Here is a 20,372-nt window from a genome sequence, read left to right as displayed (position 1 = left end):
CCAAATTGACATTAGTGTCAATGAATATTAAAAATTTTCTAACAATATTATGAACGCGCTTTCAACAATCTAGAAAAATGAATATATGATAATAACAATGTAGTTATATATACTGCAAAAAACAGCCCTTCTTTTCACCTTCAATTGCATCAATTCTTAAAATATATCTTAAGCTGCAATCCTCATGACGTTCTGAATAGCTTGTTTTTATTTCAACCCCATCATCTTTTTCTATTTTCAAGAAGGATTCAAGTGCTTCTTTCTTTTTTTCATCCTTTATTTCTTATAATATATCGTTTCTACTTATCTCCTACTCTTTCATTCCCTACTGCAATTGGATTATCTGGATACGAAATCCAATCGCTCCAGCTCCCTGCGTACAGTTTTACATTTGAGTAGCCTGCTTCTTTTAGAGCTAATATGTTCGGACATGCTGAAACACCTGATCCGCAATATACGATTATTTCTTTATCTAAAGGAATGTCGGAAAAATGAGTGATCAGAGCTTCACTTTCTTTCCATGAACCCTCTTTGTTCAAGACGTCTTTCCAAAAGTAATTTTTAGCACCTGGTATGTGCCCGGCTACAGCATCAATTGGTTCGAATTCGCCAAGATAGCGTGGATTTTCTCTTGAGTCGATTAAGATTGTGTCTGTTTGATTAAGCTTTTTCTGAACATCAAAGTGATTTACCGATTTCCATTCATTATTTAATTGCGGAAGTAACGTTTTTGGTGAAGGATTAGGAACAACAGTTGTTATTGAGTTGTTTTCGATTGTCCATTTTTTAAAGCCTCCATCTAAAACAGCTGCATTAGAAACTCCTATGTAGTTTAGCAGCCACCATAGCCTTGAAGCATTCATTCCTCCTTGATCGTCATAGATAACTACATGCGAATCATTGCTTATTCCTAGATCACCTAGCTTTTTCGCCAACTTGTCAACCTGGGGTAATGGGTGACGCCCTCCATGTTTATCAATGGGCGCTGAAAGATGCTTTTCCAGGTCTACATAAACAGCACCAGGTAAATGTCCCTCTAAATACTGTTTATATCCTTCGTTAGGATTGCTCAAATTAAATCGCGTATCTACAATGACCAGATTTTTATTATTTCTTTTAATTTCTCCAGCAAGCCAATCGCTACTTACAATATGTTGCATAAACATTCTCCTTTACAATTGTTTGTCTATGAACCTATTCAATCTCCAATAAATGAAAAGGCTTTAATTGTCATAAAATTAATAATTATTATACTATTAAATTGGAAATATTGTATAATAATCGACTTTTCATCGTTTAATAAAATGGCGATATTTTGTGTTTTGTACTAGTATTAAAATTAACTGAACATTCAAAACTCAATTAAAGGCATATAAAAATAAGGAGCTATCCCCTTTAAAGAATAACTCCTTACCCATCTTATTTAACTTCCACAACAAATGGATAGACAGTAACCTTACCGTTTTCTTGAAATTCCGCCCAAATTTTATATATCCCAGGCTTAGAAAATTGCGTTTCAAAAACTGGATTTTCCTCTTCTAAAGGATGAACATGCAGGTATTCTTCACCTTGTTCATCTAAAATAACTACATGGCCCAGAGCACCTAAATATTGTTCTAGTTTAGCTCCGTGAACATCAAATGTTAATGTGACAGGCTCATCTACGACCAATGGGGTTGTCGACAACGTTACTTTTTTCCCATCTATTGTTTTTTCTAGTTGTTGGTCCACTTCCAATGATCCATGACTATGATCATCAGTATCAGGATTTCCAACTGTAAATGAAATTGGTTGAACTTCATAATCTAGGTTCTTTGGTTTAATATCAACAAAGACCTTGTATGTTCCTTCTTCTAACTGACTTGCGATTTCAAACTGTCCTGGTGCTGTTTCTTCCGGGTGTAAGTGATAATACTGATCTAAGTGTTCATCCACTACAATTAAATGAAGACGTTTTTCATGACTTATTTCTAAATCTTTGACTGGATTACCTGAATAGTCTTCTAGATTCAAAACTATTGTTTTATTTTCTTCTTTTACTGTCACATTCACAGCACTTTCTGAATTTGCTTGTTCATCATGTTCATGTGCATTTTCTGCTGATGAATGTGAAGTGTGATTTTCCGCCTTCTCTTCCGTTTCATCTACTGAAGTACCATGGGTATCAACACTCTTATCTTCCATAAAAATTGCCTCATAGGTAAAGTATCCTACAATGACAATCCCAAGATATATAATGGCTGAAAGCAACCATTTTTTCATAGGTTTGTATCTCCTTTTACGTTAAGTTTTACCCTCTGTAACCGAAGTGCATTAAGGACAACAGATACTGAACTAAAGGCCATTGCTGCCCCAGCCAACCAAGGTGCTAGGAAGCCTAGTGCTGCAATTGGAATCCCAAGCGCATTATACGCAAACGCCCAGAAGAGATTTTGTTTAATGTTTCTGATCGTCTTTTTACTCATAAAAATCGCATCCGCAATACTAGTAAGATCCCCACGAATCAATGTAATGTCAGCAGCTTCCATGGCAACATCTGTACCAGTTCCGATCGCCATTCCGATATCGGCGGTCGCTAATGCTGGTGCATCATTAATGCCATCACCAACCATAGCGACAATTTTCCCTTGCTTTTGAAGCTTTTTCACTTCTTCTGCTTTTCCTTCTGGTAGAACTTCTGCTACTACTGAATCAATTCCTGCTTCTTTTGCAATTGTCGAAGCTGTACGTTTGTTGTCCCCCGTAATCATAACAACCTCTAGACCCATTTTTTGGAGGCGTTTTACAGCTTCTCTTGATGTATGTTTTATGGTATCTGCCACTGCTACTATGCCGGCATATTGATTGTTAATGGCAATAAGCATCGCAGTTTTCCCTTTTTCTTCAAGCTCCTCCATTGTCCGAAGAGCATGATCAATCTGGATGTTATTTTGTTGCATCAATTTTCTTGTACCAGCTAATACAATTTGGTTATTCACCTTTGCTTGGATGCCATAGCCTGGTATCGCTTCAAACTCTTCTACATTGAAAAGCTCGATGTTTTTCTCTTTTATTCCAGCTACAATCGCCTGGGCAAGTGGGTGTTCTGATTGCTTTTCTGCCGAACCTACTAGTTGTAAAAAATGCTTTTCATCAAAATCTTCTTCTACTATAACATCTGTTAAAATTGGTGCTCCATTTGTAACCGTTCCTGTTTTATCTAACAGGATTGTTGTTAATCGATGGGTCCTTTCAAGATGTTCTCCGCCCTTAAATAACACGCCAAATTCTGCAGCTCTTCCTGAACCGGCCATAATCGAGGTTGGTGTCGCTAACCCTAAGGCACAAGGACAAGCAATCACTAGAACAGCAATTAATTTTTCCAGTGCTTCAGCAAAATCACCTGGTGCTACCCAGATAAACCAAACGAAAAAGGTAATGATCGCAATTCCCACAACGATTGGAACAAAAATTCCTGATATGTGATCTGCTAAGCGTTGAATCGGGGCTTTCGAGCCTTGAGCTTCTTCTACGACTTTAATAATCTGAGCAAGTGCTGTATCACGACCTACTTTCATCGCTTTTACTTTTAAAAATCCATTTTTATTGATCGTCGCTCCAATTACTGAGTCGCCAATTGTTTTATCGATCGGTACACTTTCACCAGTTAACATTGATTCATCTAGAGCAGAACGCCCTTCAATGATTTCGCCGTCCACAGGTATTTTTTCTCCAGGCTTTACAATCAGGATATCCCCAACTAATACATCCTCTAATGGGACCTCTTGTTCAATTTCATTACGAATGACTGTAGCTGTTTTCGCTTGAAGCCCGATTAACTTCTTAATAGCGTCAGAAGAACGCCCCTTGGCTCTCACCTCAAACAATTTACCTAAAATAATTAATGTAATAAGCACCGCACTTGTTTCATAATAAAGTTCTATCATATGGCTGCCACTACCAATTGAGACAATCGATAAATATAAACTATAAAAATAGGCTGCAGATGTACCTAATGCAACGAGAACATCCATATTTGCACTTTTGTTTCGCAGCGCCTTAAAAGCTCCTACATAAAACTGCTTTCCTACGATAAATTGAACAGGTGTAGCCAAGGCTAATTGCACCCAAGGGTTCATAAACATCTCAGGTAGATAAATAAATGATGTAAAGCTAAAGTGACTGACCATCGCCCATAAAAGTGGAACAGATAAAATGAGTGAAAAGAAAAACTTGCCCTGCTGGGTTTCTAATTCCTTAGCCTTCATTTCGGCAACACTCTCTTGCTGTTCATCCTTTAAATTGGCTTGATAGCCGAGCTTTTCAACCTGTTTCATCATGTCGTTAGGACCAGTTTGCGATGGGTTATACTCAATTGTTGCATTTTCTAAGGCTAAATTGACCGATGCTTTTGTTACACCTTCTATTTTATTTAGCCCTTTTTCAATTCGAGTTGCGCAGGCTGCACATGTCATACCGATGATATTCAGCTCTACCTTTTCACCTGTCACCTCATACCCTAAATCATGAATCTTCTTTTTAAAATCATCTATATCAGCAACACTTGGGTTGTATTTAATGGATGTTCTTTCTAGAGCAAAGTTAACGGTTGCTTCTTCTACTCCTTCTAGCTTTTTAAGTCCCTTCTCGATTCTAATCGCACATGCGGCACATGTCATTCCTGTAATAGGGAGAACGGCTTCTTTTGCTCCTTGTGTCATAATCATGACCTCCTATATACCTGGTGGTGGTATATTTGTTTTCAAAATGAAACGTGCTTAAAAAACAGCACGTTTCACATTAGTATACTTGTTTCATTCACTATTTTCAGTGAGCTTAAACTATTTCATATCCTTGGTCATCAATTGTTTCTTTAATCGCAGCTAATGAAATAACAGCTGAATCGAATGCCACATCTACTTTTCCTTCAGATAGGTGAACCTTAACATCTGATACTCCGTTTAATTTGCCGACATTACCCTCGATTGCATTTACACAATGACCACAAGACATACCACTAACTGTTAATGTTACTTTTTCCATAATTGATTCTCTCCTTTAAATTTACTTTTTCATTAATCTTTGAATCGTAACAAGTAGTTCATCTACTACTTCTAACTCACCATCTTGAATTCTTTCTGTTACACAGCTTTTAAGATGCGCTTCTAATAACACTTTCGAAAAGCTATTTAATGCCGATTGAACAGCCGAGATTTGTGTAATGACATCATCACAATAAGTATCTTTCTCAATAAGACCTTTAATCCCGCGAATTTGACCTTCAATTCTGTTTAATCGACTTGTAAGGGCCTGCTTAACTTTTTCTGAGTGATGACTTTGCCTTTCAGAGTGACTTGTGCCACAATGTTCAAATTCTACCACGTCTTCTTGATTTTCAGCCATCTATTTGACCTCCTTCATATTTATAATTTACCATACCCCCCCACCCTATGTAAAGTGTTTTAGGAAAATTATTCTCCTTAGACACCATCTTTAACAGCTTCATGTATTTATACTTAATTGTATAATTAGGATCAATCTTTGATTGTATATCTATCAGTATTAATTAAACGTTTGTTTATAAACCCTACAAATTTAAATGGTACCTCTAATTAATCATATTAATCTTCACGATTCTAAACTTTTTCAATGTTTTCCAATTAAACATCCAGTCTGAATAAATGTTAATGTTAAAAGAATAAACATTTCCTGGGCAAGCGCAAAAACTGACTTTATACAACAATAAATGAATGTACCAGTGACTTAATGTATGATGGTTTAGAGAGGGCGGTGCTGTAATTGACACACGATGTTGAGAGAAGGATTGTCATCTATAATCAAATAAATAAGGCTAGGCAGAGTATGTTCTGCCTAACCTTTTTCATTTTACCCTCTTATTTAGAGTCTTTACCATAGTACGGCTCGTGGCCTTCCCCTTTGTCTAATGCTTCCTTCATGAAAGGACCAAATACCTCGACTCCCTTTCGCGTTTCCTTATACATACATATCGTAGTGAAACTTTTTATTTTTCCATTCGTAAATATATAATGAGTTAAGGAGATGATTTTCAATGTTTAAAAAGACAAACTGGACTGTTTTATTAGTAATGCTTGCTATATCCAGTATATCTGGCGGGATGGCATTAAAATCTACATTTGAATACTCCCCTACTTTTGGGTGGCTTCTAGGCTTTGTCTGCTTTCTTTCTGCTGGGTTTGTGGCAACTAAAAAATTAAAAAGTAATACAAATTAATAAATAGTAATATCATACGCAAGGCTGTAGGACTTGATTGACGATTTATACAACAAGTAATTTGTTCATAACTCTTTTTAATAGCAATGCACCCTATCTTGTAATTCTCTCTCACTAAGTTCTCTCTGCATACCAAAAAATTTTATTTTTAAATTTTACTGTGTGCGTTTATTTAACTATTTTGTGCTTGGATTTCTTTACTTGAGCGTTTATTTCCTTTGTATATAAAGTAAAGGGAAATCATCATAAATAATAATGCGAAGGCACGTTTAATATCTAGTTCTATGACTAAACTATTGAACCATCCAAAATGATCAATCATCACACCGATCACAAGTTGACCCGTTATACCGGCAATATTGGTTGCGATAACTCCTATTTTTGGAACTGCCATGACAGTTAGAAGCAAATACATCGTACCCAAGAATGCTGCGCTTAATTGCCATTTTGGTGCTTCTAATAGTGCAAGTAAATTTCCACTGCCAAAAAATATGATGAAAATAGTAAGAAACATTGTTCCAGTGAGAAAGGTTAAAAATGTTGTTTCAATTGTTCCAGCTTTTCGACTAAAAGTACCATTGATAGATGATTGTGCGCTCAATGTAATACCGCCAATCAATGTGAATAAAATCATAAATAGACCCATTAGTATAGATCCCCCTAGTTAATTAAAATAAGTGCGATAATCATTGAAATAACTGCATATATTTTTTCTTTATTAATTCTGGTTTTCGTACTACCAAGCCAGCCAAAATGTTCAATAACCATACTCATTACTAATTGTCCAATAATTACTGCAACCATTGTGATTCCAACACCAACAAATGGAACACTTATCACGATTGATGTTAGATAAACAACCCCCAAAACACCTCCAAGTAATGTCCACTTAGGTGCTTCAAATGTATAGGAAAGCTTTCCCTTTCCAACAAAGAGCAACAATAGCCCCATGATTATAGACCCCATAAAGAAGTTATAAAAACTTGTTTCAATTTGTCCAATTGTTTTTCCTAGTTCAGCATAAATAGCTCCTTCAAAGCTAAGTGCTGCTCCAGCTAGAAGGGCTAGTAAATAAAATATAAAGCGCATAGATAATATCTCCTTTTTCGTATAATTATATATCTAGAAATGTAGATATAATGTGGTGAAAAAAACAGAAATCAACACAAACTAGATCTCTGTTTTAAAATATTCAGCAAACTGTAGAAGAAATTCTTCATTGCGCCTATAGTAAGTCCATTGGCCATGTCGTATCGATTCAAGCAGACCAGCTTTTTGCATCATATTTAAGTAGCTAGAAACGGTAGATTGAGAAATTTTGGCTTTTTCTTGAATATCCCCAACACATACTCCTCCTTTGTAACTTACCTCCTTTGGCAGGTGAGCGCCTTGTTTTGGGAAATGCTTCTCAGGTTCCTTTAACCACTCTAGGATATTGAGTCGTGTTTCATTGGATAATGCCTTGAATACATTAATAGGTTCCATGGGTTTAATCATATATCTAAATTTCTAGATATGTCAAATTGGAAGCAAAAATAAGATATAGCTTATGACAGAAAACAAAATAAAAACCCCCATTTTTTGGATGGGAGTTTTCTCGTACTTATTTAAACTTTGCTTCAAAAATTGATTCTTTTAATGGTCTACGGTTTGATGGTTGCTCACGAGTTTGAAAGTTTTCCGGCAGTTCTTCTTTTTCTCCTTGGTATCCGATCGCTATAACTACTTGAACATCATAGTTGTCAGGGATATTTAATACTTCTCGTGCTTTTTCTCTTTGAAATCCTCCCATTGCATGAGTAATTAACCCTTCTCTTGTAGCTTGTAAAGATAGGTATCCCCATGCCGTACCAGCATCAAATGTATGTACAGGGTCTTCTTTATTTGAGATTAGAACAGCTAATACTGGAGCTTTTTCACACCATAAACGATTCCCCTCATTAATAAAGGTATGAAATTGTTCTCTATCTTCTTTGTTTCGGGCGATGATGAACCGCGATGGTTGGAAATTATTCGCGGAAGGAGCCCAACGTGCAGCTTCAAATATACGCATTAGTACCTCTTCTGGCACTTCTTTTTCTAGGAAAGAACGAGGAGACCACCGATCCAAATAAACTTGATCAATATCATGATCAGCTTGACGAAATTGTTTTATTTGTATTTCACTCATGAGAATCCACCTTTATACAAATTTTTACTTTCATTAGCAGTTTAAGGATTTTTATCGTCTAAATCAACTAAAACGAACTCTGTCACATTATCTAGTTTTTTCTCAGAAAGTTATGTATGTTTCCTTCCTGTAGTTCCTGCACAACTTTTTTTATACTAGCAATAATGCGAATTCAAACCTTAATCTTAAACAAAAGAAATCCCACTTCTATTTGAAAGTGAGATTTTTTTGTTTAATTCTTCTTTTTAGTGAATACCCTTATTGAACGACTTCCTCGCCTTGGTAAATCCGAAATGCGGGTACAATCGTGTCCGAAACAATTTCTTTTCCTTTTTCACGAATGAAGTCCAATTTATAATAAGAATCAAATCTTTGGCTGATTTCCGTTTTCACTAGTTCTGGCGGAGTGACGACAATGAATTGAAACTTGAGTTTTTCGGCAACTGCGAATATTGGGTCAAGGACATGTGCCGATGCAGCTTGTCCGAACGGATTATCACAGACTAATGGAACCCAGCTTTGATCTGTTTCACTTTTAACCGATAATAACATCATCATCATTACCATTCGAGCTGATAGCTTTTGTCCTCCACTCCCATCAGATTTAGTCTTAGAGCCTTGATTAATTGTCTGCCAGGTTGAATAATGCTCTCGTTGCGGTTTCCCGTACATAAAGGCATTATCTGTTCGCATATTATAAACGAGTAACTCAGGATATCGGTTTCGAAGTGAGACAAATAAAATTTGCTCATCACTTATGAGTTGGTTTATTTCTTGGTCAAGGGCTCGATTATGATCATCAATTAAATCAAATTGTTTGGTTATTTTGTTAATGGCCGTAACAAAATGCTGCTTCAGTAGTGGCTCTATATCTTCAGCCTTTTTAGGTAAAATATCCTCTTTTAGCTGGACGAGTGGAAAGGATCCTCGCTCATTTTTCACCTTCATTTTCGCAATCATTGAACGAATCGCTTCTGAAATGCTCATCACCTTCATACTTGCACGGCTAGCCCAGAAGTTTTGCGCCTTTTCTGCCCTTTCTTTGTCGCGTTCTAATTGTTCTAAACCACTTTGCGAAAAACGCTTCATATTTTTAACAACACTTTGAATATGAGTATAATGCCGTGTATCCATATGATCTAGTGTTGTTAAAACTTCATTTTTAAAACGAATCTCCCAATCTTTTCCTTCAATTGTGAGCTTTACATTACGCAGAGATTGCTCAATTTTCGCGTGTTTTTCTTGTCCTTCTACCTGAATAGTTTGATGTTCTTCACACCAGGATAGGATACAAGCTTTACCTTGACTCTTAATTTTTTCTATATCCTGCTCAGTAAATGCCGATGCTTCCTCCTTTAGGATTACAGACAAGGTTAGCAAATCTCCCTCATATCCAGTAATATTCGTTTCTGTTTCTTTTAGGCGTTTCTCAGAGTTCTTTATCTCTTCTTTCGTTATTTTCGTTACGTCTTTAATTTCTACAGCCTTTACTTCTAAGTCAAGGGACTCCCAATCTTCGGGCTGTTTTTCATGCTTGGCAACTTTCTTTGCTAACTTTTCTCGCTGTTCGGTTGCATGCTGGAAGGACGTTTCAGCTACCGTAACAGCCGTTCCTTGTTCTCGTTCTTCTTTTTCAGCAGTTTTTACTTCCTTCTGGGCGGTTTGCAGCATATTTTCTAATATACTTATAGGTTCATCTGGTTCGTGTGCTTGATTCCAGTCCTTATTAAGAGAATTGAGTTTTTTCTCTAATTTCTTTTGCTGTTTTTGTTCGGCTTCTTTTTTTGCCTGGATAACGAGTGATTCTCTAGACTGTTCTTCTTTTGATTTTTGGAGCTGTTTTAGCTCTTCAATGCTTCCATTTATCTCTTCTACTACTTGTAGGGATAAACGCGGAACCTCTTCATATTGATCTGCTTTTTCATCAGTAGGAAAAGTCGCTTCTTCAATAAAGAAGGCAATCTCTTTTATATTTTGTTCGATTGTAAGCTTCCATTCTACATACGTTTGACTCCACTTTGTTTGCATGTCAACGATATTTTGGTGCTCTAAGGTTATTTCCTGCTGTTCTATGCTTAAGGCATCCTTTTGTTTCTCTTTTTCCAGTTTCACCCGTTTATTTTCTTGATGAAGCGTCTTTTCCCGCTCAAAATCCTCTAAAGTTTCTACATCCTTTGAAAGCTTTTCGATCTTTCGCTTCGTCATCTCTAACTGATTTTTTAGCTGCAGCTGTAATTCTTTTTCTTTTTCCTCTTGTGTGATCATTTCCTGTAATTTTGTTTTCTTAGAAAAAAGGGCATTTTGTTCCAGATTTAAAGCTTTTTCGATATCACTAGACAGCTCATTTGATAAAAATCGATCGAGTTCTTTTAAAATACGACGTAATGAGGTTTCTGTTTTTTCAATTTCAATCAAAGTATCTTTCTTTTCTTCTATTTGTTTAGCAATCTGTATTTTCCAGTTGGTAAATTGATTTTTAGCAGTTAATAGGTCTTTCTCTGTTCCATGAATAACCACAAAGGATGGTTGGTGATTTTCCTTGTTCATATCCTCACGCAAGAAAATTGGAACAGGACTTTTATACATTCTGCCTGAAAGAATCTGTTGATTAATTTTTTGCCATTGATGCTGGCTTACGACTAACCCATATGGAAGGAGCGGATAAGTTATAAGGTAATTCGCGATTTCCTCTGTACTTAATGATTGGAGAAATTGGCTTCCGTAAAACACATCAATACCAGTCTTTTCATCGATCAATTCCTTTAATTCTTTCACATCTTTATTTGGAACCCAGAAATGTTCATCATTTAAAGAGTGGTCGAGTTGTGTTTCCCAAAGGTCTTTTTTTACTTGTTCACCTTGTTGTAGGTTTTGCCCCAATATTTCTTCTATCTGTAGTGAATACTTCGATAAAAGTGAGAGAGTAAACGGCACAGTGACATCATCTAATAAGCCATGAAGCTTATCTACTAGTTTTGCTTCTCTTCGCTTTTGCTCTTCATTTGCTGCCTTTAGTTCCTCACATTTTTCCTCTGAAAACTGAATCGATTGGCCGAGTGTACCACGTGAATTCGCCAGTTGATTTTGTTGTTCGTTTGATTGTTTATCTTTTGCTTGCAGTTCTTCTAACTGAACCTTTTTATCTTCAATTTTTTTAGAAAGACTCTCAATAAATCCTTTTAAGTCATAGGTTAAGCGGTCACCAAACTCTTTGATGAGCGCAGCTTCTTCAGATTCAAAGCCATGCATTTGTGTATATAAAAAGTCAATTTCTGTACTAAGCTGAGCAATTTCTTTTGTCTTTTGTTTATCTAGGCGGGACAGCTCAGTTCCTTTTTTCTTTATAAACTTTTGATACCCGGAGTACTGCTTAACAGCTTCCTGTATAGATTGAAAGGCATGCTCCCACTGAGTTACTGCTTCCAATTTAATTTCATCCATTCTTTGATTCACTTGCTCTAAACCACTATTTTGTTCTAGCTTCACAATCTGCTGTGATAGAGAACGGATGGTTTGTTCGTTTTCACTCCACTCTTTCAATAATAACTGAAAAGCAAGTTCATCTTTTCGTTCCAGTTTTTCTTGAACGACTTCTTCTAAAGAAGTATGTTTCTTCTTTTCTTCTATTAATTTCTTTTCCCAATTCAATACCTCTCTGTGGGCCTTTGCATACTCTAAATTATCTTTTTGAAATCGTAATTCCGCTTGTTTTAAGGTTAATTTGTCAATATCTTTTTCTAAACTGAGGAACGTTTCTGCTTCCGATTGCTTCAAATGCTCTAAAGCACCAAGAAATTGTCTTCCTACCTTAATGCTTTCTTCAACAATTTCTTTATGTTCCACTCCTTTTGCTAAGTGCTCTTCAAATGGAACGATGTCTTCTAAAAACTCTTTATGTGCTTGCTCTCTTTTTAATAGCACTGGCAGGTCCTTTGCAATACTGGCCTGGCTTTTAAAAATCTCCACCAAATCATTCTTTTGATGTTCAGTTCGATGTAAGACTTGACTTACAGTAGGAATGATTCGTTTTTGGAACAGGGAATGGTCATCCTCTGCTCCTTCAAAGTATTTTCCAACTCCGCCTTCATCTTTATTTATGTCTTTCATAATATCCCAGTCTTTGCGATTAATTCCGTATGTATCAAGAATTCGATAATGTTTCTTCGTATCTCGGTAAACATCATATCCATTCCATTTTAAATAGTCCTTTAAGCTTTCCGTTTCGGCGACTTCGTCATTTTCATAAAGTGGAATATGTTCAAGTGCTGCCTCTTCATTCCGTTCATATTCTCTAGTATAAAAGGAAATATTCGGGAGGATCTTAGCTTCCTGTTCTAATGTTTTGCTTTCATTTCCATTCTCTTCACTCATTGAAATCCGCTGTTCAGCTGAGAACATCCCTCCAGTAATCAGGTGCCTACGGTCAGCGCCATCCAATTCCCATTGAATAACAACATGGAAGGTATATGGAATAAATTGCTCTTTATTATTAAAAAAGAACTGCTGGTAATATCGATTATTTTGTTTTCCCCACGAAGTTCCAGGTTTGAGGATTTGGAAGATCGTTTGAAGGAACACACCTTTTCCCCCACCATTCATCATCGCAATTAGACCATTGGTTGAAGTTTCATCATTATGGAAATTAAATGTTGTATCTTTATATTGCTTTTGCATGCCATCATATTTCAGGCCAACAATTCTAATTCGATGGATTTTCGGCACGCTCATCCTCCTCTGTTGTCATCATTTTTTTAAACATTTCATATCGGTCATAGTCGTGATATAGGTATTCAATTCGCTCAAATAGCTCATTTTTAGGAATCACCTTGGGAATATCGTCACGATCAAGAATAACGATCAGTCCCTCTGTCTCTAATAATCGCATCGCCCCCGCAATTAAACCGATTCTGGTTCGACGATTGCCTTTTTTAACCCCATAATCCTCTGTGTCAACCTCCATGTATTTCCATGTTGTCACAACATCCTTCATATCAATTCGTTCTTCTTCGCCAAAGGTAGGTTTCGCTTTAAGAATGCTTTCCCAATTCAAAATGAGATCGTTGATTTGTCTTTCTAATGCATAATAACTAATCCCCTCCCGCTTTGTACGAACTTTAGCAGCCTGATTACGGTCAATTGTTGCTAAAAAAGACATAATGACAACGCTAATAAGATGGAAGTGTTTTTTCGTTTCAATTTGCCGATGCTTTTCTTTCATGTGGGTAAAATTCGTAGCAAAGACAGAGCCGGTTGGCTGAACAACTAATTGAATGCGTTTAGGTGATTCAATGATATATGTACCTGATTCGTCTGCTAATAAAAGAACAGTCTGTCTCACTTCCGGATCAAAATACGTCTGGAAATGTTCACTATTTTCGTCGATTACTTTATCCTTTAATAAGGAAAAATAGACAGCTGATGCATTTTTGATCGTTTCTGCATTCATCTTTTCTCCTCCTGTACACATATTTTAAAAGGGGTCATTTTCATTCGTTGCCAGAGAAAAGGCTCCGCTCGATGATCAAACTCTGTAAAGATCTTCATCCCTTCAAAGACTTGAAATTGGGGATATTCCTTCATTAATTTATGAAGAAGAATTTCCCTCTCGTCGCTTAATGTTTCTTCCTTCCGGTGTAGCACTTGAACCTTGAGTGGTTTTTTATCAAACATCATCCATAAATCAATCGTTTCATATTCCTCAAGCCATAAATCCTGCACTTCCAACGGCAGGTCCGCTAAATCAGCTAACGAAAACTCATTGTATGTTTGTAAATATTGAAAAACGTAACTCCATGCCTTAATAACTGATTCCCAATTTGTTACTCGCTGGGGCGTTATTCCTTCTTCTGCCTCTTCTTCCACCTCAAGATTCATTTGTTGTTTTTCATCGAATTCTTGCTCTCCCCAAATCCAATCAAGCGGTAAAATAAATTCATTCTTCGGTGAAAATAATGGAGAAAGAACTCTTTCTATTTCTGATAAACGACGAACTCCTTCCTTCATAAACCAATTTTCATAAAAATGCTCTCGAAATGAAACTAGGCTGTTTTCCCAAAACAATGAAGGGTTTTCCGCTTTTAATTTCATCTCATATGAAATATTTTGAATGACTAGCTTCGCAAACCGATCATGCAATTGCCTTGTATGGCCAATTTTTTCTTGGAGAAGCATCAATTCTTTCTGAATATAATCATCCTCTTCATTTCTTCGTTTCGTTTTTTCAATCATACTAGTGATTGTACGGAAATGGTTTTTTTCTTCATCAAATTGCTTTTCAATTTCAACACGATTGTCGGCCCTTTGCCATTCCTCTTCAATCAATAAGATTTTGGGATTATTGATCATTTCCTTTTGAAAGGTGAATTCATTTGCCATTAAGCGGTTTACTCGTGAAATGAGGTGATCGAGGTTTCGAATAGCTTTTCTAAAATTACCATTTTTAATCAACTGCATACTATAGAGTTGTTCAATCGTTATCGAGAATTCCTCAGCCATTTCCCTGCTCATAAAAATCATTTCCTGAGCAACATCTGTGAGTTTATAAACAATTGACCCACCCATTTCTAAATTCGTATATAATTCATCCATTGTGACATATCGGAAGACCTGAGTCTCCCAGGATTGGCTGATTTCATCGTAATATAAGGCTTCAAACGGTTTACTAAACTCTTCTTTTCCTGAATATAAAAGCCCACTAGTAATACGTTCAACTTGTTTATCGTCAGCTAAAAGCTTCATCTGCTTAATTGAATCCTCTACCATATACTTAATATCGGATTTGTGTCTATGATCATCATCATTTAATTCTCTATAAAAGATTGTTAGGAGCACTTGCATGAGAATGGTTTGGATATGTGGTTTCAGTTCACCGACTTCCATTCCCCGCCCAAGCTCAAACAGTGGATTTAATCGTTGCATTCGCTGGGCAAATCCTTCCCATGATTCGTTCACATCCATCTCCTCCATGATTCGATTGTTAAGACCTCTTGTGGAATTCGCTTATTTTCCTGCCACAATTGCAGTAATAGTGCTTGCTCTTCTTCAGTAAACCATTGAATGAATAAATCACGGTATTTGATGTTCTGTGTTTGACCGATTTTCTGATCATTCATTTGCTCCATACATTCAAGCATTTTGCGGTAAATTTTTAAGGCAGGCTGAATACAGCAATCCGGGTATTTTTCGATAAGTCGAATGAGGATACCATATCCTGCGGCATCAAGAGCTCCTACGTAATAGAAAAGATAGGATTTTGGCGGAAACATACTGAAGAAAAAGGAAAAGCTCTGTTCAATTTTTGTTCCTTCACCATAAATAATCAGTTCAGGTTCATAATCAAGTTGATTTGCTTGCAATAATTTAATAGAAGTATGGAAGAAAGAAAGATTTTCAACGATCAGGACCCGTTGTATATCACTTACTTCTTTCCCTTGTTTCATCCAAAATACAAAAGGCTCCCCATAGTTCACCATTTTAAGTTTATCTTCTGATATTTTAATTCTAGCTAAAAACCCTTTTCCGTCAGGAAAGTGATCACTGTCTAGTAAGAACTTTTCATGACCAAAGAGTTCTAGGCATCTTTCTTCGACTGACACGATTTCCCGTTCCTGATGAGACTGGAGAAACGTATATACATTTTGAATTCGAGTCCATTCCTCTTTCGTTTGCCACTGTGGATGACGTTCATAATAGGAAAAATCAAACTGATCACTTAATTTCATCATCTCGAGACGATCCCATTTAGCTTCCTGAACTTTAATATTGACCCAATAATATAAGGCAAGCGCTGGTGTTCTTCCATTGTATTGATTATTTAGAATCGGGATCAGTTGTCCTTCAGCTTGCAATGTTTCAATTGCATGATAAAACAACGAATACCCGTCCATTTCATAATAATCATCCAAAAGTTTGCGCAACTGATGCTCTAAATCGTTTATATTTATTCTCTTTTTTTGTTTAGGGTGTTGAATATCTCCAATAAAACCTCTTACCCTTGTTTCAATTATATCGATTGTACCCACCTACTTACATTCTCTTAATTCATTGGTATATAACTTACTACCCAATATGCACATCATTATATTAATATTATAAACTAGTTGAGTTATCGTTGGTAAGTTGAATTTTCTAGTCTACTAGTAATGAACTTGTAAGACTGGAAAAGCAGGAGTAGAAGATATGAATGTATTTTTATTATTTCATAAACTCTATCATTTAACTAACAAAGCGATCTTTGAACGTATAACAGTCTAGTTCCAGCAATGATTATCCATTTAATAGAGAAAGGCTTTTTGTGCAATAGATATACAATTCCTTTTTCATAACTAAATATGTGCCATAAGTAACCATCGTCATAAAGATAAATAGATTTCTTTTCTTTATCACTAAGATTGTTGGCAAAATTGTTCTCCAATTTCTTACGCAAGTACCTTCCCCATTTTGGAATTTCAGTAACCTTTACCTTTTTATTTCTAAGCGATGATACCAAGTCCATGCTATATTCCAAAAAACCACCTACTTTTTATGAAGTCTTCTAAACCTTTTGGACTAAGAAACCTACAAATCATCTAATGAAATCACTTTACCACTACCCGCATTCACTCCGAATTGACAGTCTAATTTTCCACATAAAACATATTTCCTTTGTTCAAAGTCATATACATAGTACGGTTTTAGCTCAAACAAATCTTTGATTTTTTCAAACGCTTCTTCTTTCGTTATCTTTACTTTATAAGGTTCTTGAAATTGATCATAAATCTCCAACATTGGTTTGTTATCCATGTAATTTACTGCTTGCAGGCTCTGCGTATCAATCATAATCATCAGTTTTCTTTGAAAGACATGATTGTCCTGGTGGTTGGCCCTTGCTATTGCATGAATATACCCTTTGTCACGATGGAGGGTTTTAAGCATCCATTTTCCAGTGTCATTCGGATATTCCTGACGTAATAATTCCTCGACTGCCATCACACATTTCTCTTCCTCTTCCTTTGTGATTTGAAACGATACCGGAGATGGCTCAGCTGAAAATGCTTGTTCTACAGTTATATCTTCATCCCAACTAATCACTTTCCTATCAAACGGTTTATTAATTGGCTCGTCCCAAAGAAGTGTTTTATTTATTTTCAAATATGACCTTACATCCGCTAAAATTTCAAATGGAATCGTTGATGTTCCACCATTCGTGACATAGATCTCTTCTACCGCATAAACATTAACTAGCTTTTTCTGTTCATAAGAAGGAAATTCAATCAATTTCAATTGTTCCTTTGCTAAATGTTCCACATCTTCATAGATAAGATTATAAGTCCCTACCTTAACCATTTCTTTTTGGGGAAATTGTCCATGGACAGAAAACGAGGTGAGTTTCCCTTCCTGATTAAATTTAACGTCAATAAATCCAGAAGGAGACACCGCTACACCTTCAAAGCATTCTTTAAATTGAAGTTCTCCTTCACTTTCTTTATGTAATTGAAATTGTTTCCCATATGTCAGTCCTGTTTCAAGTTCAACCCATTTTATTATTGTCTTTGTATCCAGATTTGCAAACGTAATCCCATCTATTGCATATGTCTCACCCATTACAAAAATAGCACTCTCAAACTTATGAGTATTTACATTAATTTCAATAACTGCTGTACCCTCAGGGTTTGAATCATCATCCTCTTGTTCATTTACATGATTAGGAAACCACTCCATACAAAGTGTATAAACCGTATCATTGAAGATGGTGACATTTCGATAAAGACTATGTCGCTCTAAGTAGTAATTAGCTAATCCAAATTTTGTCTTTGTAAACTCAATTAATTCCTTTATCTTTGAATTCATAGATATGACCTCACTTATAAATTATTAGTTCTCAGGATTTTCGTTTAATACCCAAGGAATTCGAGCTTCAAAATCTAATTGCAGAACGGGGAGAGGAAAATCATCGTGTAAAAAGATTATACTGACACGCTTCCATATAATTTACGCAGTTTAAACAATCGCAAAGCTCAATATCTTTACTATAGAATTCCTTTGTCTTATTTATATCAACTTCTAACAACCACTTCATTAGACTGATTTGTTTCATTCTGCTCCCTCACGCGATTTTATATCCTTTTTTCGATAAGGAGATAATACTTCATCAACCCATCTTTGAAACATGTCATATGCTTCTTCATCTGTTTTCACATTGCCTATATATCCGCCTTTAAACGTTTCGTAATAATATCCATTATCAACAAAGAGCTCTTGCCTTTCGCGATCAGTTTCAAAATTATCAAAAAACAAATCCATCGAATCATCCTGTCTTACCCAAGCTATCCCTTCGACAAATCGAGTGTATTCATTCTTATAATTATCTACATGCAAATGATTCCCAGTATAATTTTCCGTATCAAAATACATTTGATCATTCATGTACTTCACTCCTATTTGAAAGTATAGTAGTTAGCTAAAACCATTTTGTTTTTTTTCATAAAATCTCGCACTAGTAGATGGTATGAACTTAATTTTATAGTTTCCTTCAATCTCTTGTTTTAGCTTTTCCACTAATGTGACTCCCTTTTGATTAAACTCATCTTCCATTTCAATCCCATTAGGAAGTAATGTATCTTTATCCCAATTAATCCATTTCCCATAATTCCTTGCCCAAGACGATAATTCCTCTGCTAATACATCTGAAATCGGAACGTCTTCTATATCAAGATTGCAACCGCATCTTTTACACCAAATCGGATCTGCTCCAACATCTGCTTCTATTTTTAAATCATTTGTATCTCCTTTTTTACAACAACAGTTCAAGTGTTCTCACATCACCCCTGATAATCTTGGCTTATTAATCCGATAGTATTAATTCCCTTAAATCATTTGTCGTTTTAGTAGATGTTAGGTAAGTTTCTCCTTCTCCAACCATATACATAAGGATACTTTCTTCGTTTTCCTCTCCTAACCATAGATGGATTGCATGAGTAGGAAATCCTTCTTCATATTCGACCATTACATCATAATCAGGTGTCGCTTTTTTCAAATCTGATTTCTGTATAATTGCAGTTTTTATTGCTTTCTCAAACACTTTAACTGATTGGCTATCATCGATGGTAAGGAAAATATCTTGGTTCATGTCACCAACTCCATTTGATTTGGCTATGTTTATTTCTTTCACCTTTTCATCTAAAAGGACCATATTTTCTTGATTAGTTTGACAACCTACTAGAAAAACTAAACCTAAAAGCGAAAGTAAAGAATATACTACTTTCAATTTCATCTCCCCTTTAAAGATGTTGGGAATTGTTACTTTGTCTTTTTTAATCTTCGAATAAGAAAAGGCAATAAAATAATTTTGATGATGCATATAACAACTCCTAAAATACTAAACTCATTTTTTCGAATGCTTATAACTTTTAAGATATCAATATTAAATAAGTGACCTAATAAGGAATACATGATGATAATTGACGTTGCTATTAAATATTCGCTTTTTCTTGATTTTGTTTTCAACAGTCATTCACCTCTCAATCTTTTCTATATTTGATACAAACGGTTTCCAAAAACAACAAAATTTTTCGAAACAGACTTTATCAAAAAAACGTCTCCACTCATAGTAGAAACGCCATCATTACATAACTCTGAAAAAATTAACTTATGTAATTTTCGAAAAAATGCCCTTTGTGATTTTTTGTAATATACGATTTAAAGTTACTATAGCAAGCCCTAGTGTAATAATTACTACTGCAAATGGAATGATAAATATTAAAAATTCATTTTGAAAACGTTCAATTAGTAATGCACCGCCATAATATATACAAATTCCAGCAATAATTGTAGTAGTTATATAGGACATTAATACACCTATTTTTTGCATTTTGTTAAGTTTTGCGAAGGTTTCACTGTGTTTTAATATAAAACAAATTACTACACCTATATAACCAATTATTGATAATATGTCATTCATTGGACTCCCCCTACTGTTTTAAGTTTATCAGG

21 protein-coding genes are annotated in these 20,372 nt (G+C 35.6%); 1 reads left to right on the top strand and 20 read right to left on the bottom strand.

Features of this window, described 5'->3' with window-relative positions:
- Positions 1–299: 299 nt before the first annotated feature.
- The 5 genes from WCV66_RS16210 to WCV66_RS16190 form a co-directional block, all read right to left on the bottom strand.
- Positions 300–1,160, bottom strand: a complete 861-nt coding sequence (locus WCV66_RS16210; RefSeq protein WP_338786090.1) for a sulfurtransferase — start codon at positions 1,158–1,160, stop codon at positions 300–302.
- A gap of 259 nt (positions 1,161–1,419) precedes the next feature.
- Complete coding sequence (locus tag WCV66_RS16205) at positions 1,420–2,262, bottom strand: hypothetical protein (protein ID WP_338786089.1); 843 nt, start codon at positions 2,260–2,262, stop codon at positions 1,420–1,422.
- Positions 2,259–4,700 carry a heavy metal translocating P-type ATPase gene (locus tag WCV66_RS16200; protein ID WP_338786088.1) on the bottom strand — a complete coding sequence of 814 codons (2,442 nt, stop codon included), beginning with the start codon at positions 4,698–4,700 and terminating at the stop codon, positions 2,259–2,261. The genes WCV66_RS16205 and WCV66_RS16200 overlap by 4 nt, the downstream gene beginning before the upstream one ends.
- A 115-nt stretch (positions 4,701–4,815) precedes the next feature.
- The gene (copZ, locus tag WCV66_RS16195) at positions 4,816–5,022 is read right to left on the bottom strand and encodes a copper chaperone CopZ (protein ID WP_338786087.1); all 207 of its coding nucleotides are present in this window, start codon (positions 5,020–5,022) and stop codon (positions 4,816–4,818) included.
- A gap of 21 nt (positions 5,023–5,043) precedes the next feature.
- The gene (locus tag WCV66_RS16190; RefSeq protein ID WP_338786086.1) at positions 5,044–5,382 is read right to left on the bottom strand and encodes a metal-sensitive transcriptional regulator; all 339 of its coding nucleotides are present in this window, start codon (positions 5,380–5,382) and stop codon (positions 5,044–5,046) included.
- A 667-nt stretch (positions 5,383–6,049) separates the two neighbouring features.
- On the opposite strand from WCV66_RS16190, the gene WCV66_RS16185 reads away from it, so the two are divergent.
- Positions 6,050–6,232 (top strand): hypothetical protein, encoded by a 183-nt coding sequence (locus WCV66_RS16185; RefSeq protein WP_066339115.1) that lies wholly within the window; start codon positions 6,050–6,052, stop codon positions 6,230–6,232.
- Positions 6,233–6,404: 172 nt separating this feature from the next.
- On the opposite strand, the gene WCV66_RS16180 is transcribed toward WCV66_RS16185, so the two are convergent.
- The 15 genes from WCV66_RS16180 to WCV66_RS16110 form a co-directional block, all read right to left on the bottom strand.
- Positions 6,405–6,878, bottom strand: a complete 474-nt coding sequence (locus tag WCV66_RS16180; RefSeq protein ID WP_066339117.1) for a DMT family transporter — start codon at positions 6,876–6,878, stop codon at positions 6,405–6,407.
- A 14-nt stretch (positions 6,879–6,892) separates the two neighbouring features.
- Positions 6,893–7,321 (bottom strand): DMT family transporter, encoded by a 429-nt coding sequence (locus WCV66_RS16175; protein WP_066339121.1) that lies wholly within the window; start codon positions 7,319–7,321, stop codon positions 6,893–6,895.
- A gap of 81 nt (positions 7,322–7,402) precedes the next feature.
- Positions 7,403–7,717: a metalloregulator ArsR/SmtB family transcription factor gene (locus WCV66_RS16170; protein ID WP_338789471.1), complete on the bottom strand. Its 315-nt coding sequence runs from the start codon at positions 7,715–7,717 to the stop codon at positions 7,403–7,405.
- A gap of 118 nt (positions 7,718–7,835) precedes the next feature.
- A complete protein-coding gene (locus WCV66_RS16165; protein WP_338786085.1) occupies positions 7,836–8,402 on the bottom strand; it encodes a nitroreductase family protein in 567 nt (188 codons plus the stop codon).
- 258 nt (positions 8,403–8,660) lie between these two features.
- Positions 8,661–13,124, bottom strand: coding sequence for a hypothetical protein (locus tag WCV66_RS16160; RefSeq protein ID WP_338786084.1), 4,464 nt, complete (start codon positions 13,122–13,124; stop codon positions 8,661–8,663).
- Positions 13,102–13,848 carry a DUF6063 family protein gene (locus tag WCV66_RS16155; RefSeq protein ID WP_185653408.1) on the bottom strand — a complete coding sequence of 249 codons (747 nt, stop codon included), beginning with the start codon at positions 13,846–13,848 and terminating at the stop codon, positions 13,102–13,104. Before WCV66_RS16155 ends, WCV66_RS16160 begins: the two co-directional genes overlap by 23 nt.
- On the bottom strand, positions 13,845–15,359 hold the full coding sequence (locus WCV66_RS16150) for a hypothetical protein (protein WP_338786083.1): 1,515 nt from the start codon (positions 15,357–15,359) through the stop codon (positions 13,845–13,847). Before WCV66_RS16150 ends, WCV66_RS16155 begins: the two co-directional genes overlap by 4 nt.
- Positions 15,350–16,423, bottom strand: a complete 1,074-nt coding sequence (locus tag WCV66_RS16145; protein ID WP_338786082.1) for a Wadjet anti-phage system protein JetD domain-containing protein — start codon at positions 16,421–16,423, stop codon at positions 15,350–15,352. The genes WCV66_RS16150 and WCV66_RS16145 overlap by 10 nt, the downstream gene beginning before the upstream one ends.
- A 197-nt stretch (positions 16,424–16,620) precedes the next feature.
- Positions 16,621–16,896 (bottom strand): DUF4275 family protein, encoded by a 276-nt coding sequence (locus WCV66_RS16140; RefSeq protein WP_338789470.1) that lies wholly within the window; start codon positions 16,894–16,896, stop codon positions 16,621–16,623.
- Positions 16,897–16,958: 62 nt separating this feature from the next.
- On the bottom strand, positions 16,959–18,230 hold the full coding sequence (locus WCV66_RS16135) for a hypothetical protein (protein WP_338786081.1): 1,272 nt from the start codon (positions 18,228–18,230) through the stop codon (positions 16,959–16,961).
- Positions 18,231–18,473: 243 nt separating this feature from the next.
- The gene (locus WCV66_RS16130; RefSeq protein ID WP_338786080.1) at positions 18,474–18,806 is read right to left on the bottom strand and encodes a hypothetical protein; all 333 of its coding nucleotides are present in this window, start codon (positions 18,804–18,806) and stop codon (positions 18,474–18,476) included.
- 30 nt (positions 18,807–18,836) lie between these two features.
- Positions 18,837–19,190: a hypothetical protein gene (locus tag WCV66_RS16125; protein WP_338786079.1), complete on the bottom strand. Its 354-nt coding sequence runs from the start codon at positions 19,188–19,190 to the stop codon at positions 18,837–18,839.
- A 34-nt stretch (positions 19,191–19,224) separates the two neighbouring features.
- A complete protein-coding gene (locus tag WCV66_RS16120) occupies positions 19,225–19,653 on the bottom strand; it encodes a hypothetical protein (protein ID WP_338789469.1) in 429 nt (142 codons plus the stop codon).
- Between the two features lie 26 nt (positions 19,654–19,679).
- Positions 19,680–19,886 carry a hypothetical protein gene (locus WCV66_RS16115; protein ID WP_338786078.1) on the bottom strand — a complete coding sequence of 69 codons (207 nt, stop codon included), beginning with the start codon at positions 19,884–19,886 and terminating at the stop codon, positions 19,680–19,682.
- 142 nt (positions 19,887–20,028) lie between these two features.
- Entirely contained in the window at positions 20,029–20,340 is a 312-nt protein-coding gene (locus WCV66_RS16110) for a hypothetical protein (protein WP_338786077.1), read from the bottom strand.
- Positions 20,341–20,372: the final 32 nt, after the last annotated feature.

Origin of the sequence: Metabacillus rhizosphaerae (assembly GCF_037201795.1) — a bacterium.
Taxonomy (GTDB): domain Bacteria; phylum Bacillota; class Bacilli; order Bacillales; family Bacillaceae; genus Metabacillus; species Metabacillus rhizosphaerae.
This window is presented reverse-complemented; position numbering and strand designations above follow the sequence as displayed.

Coding starts and splice junctions, on each gene's coding strand:
- WCV66_RS16210 (WP_338786090.1), bottom strand. CDS start 1,160: ATGCAACATATTGTAAGTAGCGATTGGCTTGCTGGAGAAATTAAAAGA.
- WCV66_RS16205 (WP_338786089.1), bottom strand. CDS start 2,262: ATGAAAAAATGGTTGCTTTCAGCCATTATATATCTTGGGATTGTCATT.
- WCV66_RS16200 (WP_338786088.1), bottom strand. CDS start 4,700: ATGACACAAGGAGCAAAAGAAGCCGTTCTCCCTATTACAGGAATGACA.
- copZ (WP_338786087.1), bottom strand. CDS start 5,022: ATGGAAAAAGTAACATTAACAGTTAGTGGTATGTCTTGTGGTCATTGT.
- WCV66_RS16190 (WP_338786086.1), bottom strand. CDS start 5,382: ATGGCTGAAAATCAAGAAGACGTGGTAGAATTTGAACATTGTGGCACA.
- WCV66_RS16185 (WP_066339115.1), top strand. CDS start 6,050: ATGTTTAAAAAGACAAACTGGACTGTTTTATTAGTAATGCTTGCTATA.
- WCV66_RS16180 (WP_066339117.1), bottom strand. CDS start 6,878: ATGGGTCTATTTATGATTTTATTCACATTGATTGGCGGTATTACATTG.
- WCV66_RS16175 (WP_066339121.1), bottom strand. CDS start 7,321: ATGCGCTTTATATTTTATTTACTAGCCCTTCTAGCTGGAGCAGCACTT.
- WCV66_RS16170 (WP_338789471.1), bottom strand. CDS start 7,717: ATGGAACCTATTAATGTATTCAAGGCATTATCCAATGAAACACGACTC.
- WCV66_RS16165 (WP_338786085.1), bottom strand. CDS start 8,402: ATGAGTGAAATACAAATAAAACAATTTCGTCAAGCTGATCATGATATT.
- WCV66_RS16155 (WP_185653408.1), bottom strand. CDS start 13,848: ATGAATGCAGAAACGATCAAAAATGCATCAGCTGTCTATTTTTCCTTA.
- WCV66_RS16150 (WP_338786083.1), bottom strand. CDS start 15,359: ATGGATGTGAACGAATCATGGGAAGGATTTGCCCAGCGAATGCAACGA.
- WCV66_RS16140 (WP_338789470.1), bottom strand. CDS start 16,896: ATGGACTTGGTATCATCGCTTAGAAATAAAAAGGTAAAGGTTACTGAA.
- WCV66_RS16135 (WP_338786081.1), bottom strand. CDS start 18,230: ATGAATTCAAAGATAAAGGAATTAATTGAGTTTACAAAGACAAAATTT.
- WCV66_RS16130 (WP_338786080.1), bottom strand. CDS start 18,806: ATGAATGATCAAATGTATTTTGATACGGAAAATTATACTGGGAATCAT.
- WCV66_RS16120 (WP_338789469.1), bottom strand. CDS start 19,653: ATGAAATTGAAAGTAGTATATTCTTTACTTTCGCTTTTAGGTTTAGTT.
- WCV66_RS16110 (WP_338786077.1), bottom strand. CDS start 20,340: ATGAATGACATATTATCAATAATTGGTTATATAGGTGTAGTAATTTGT.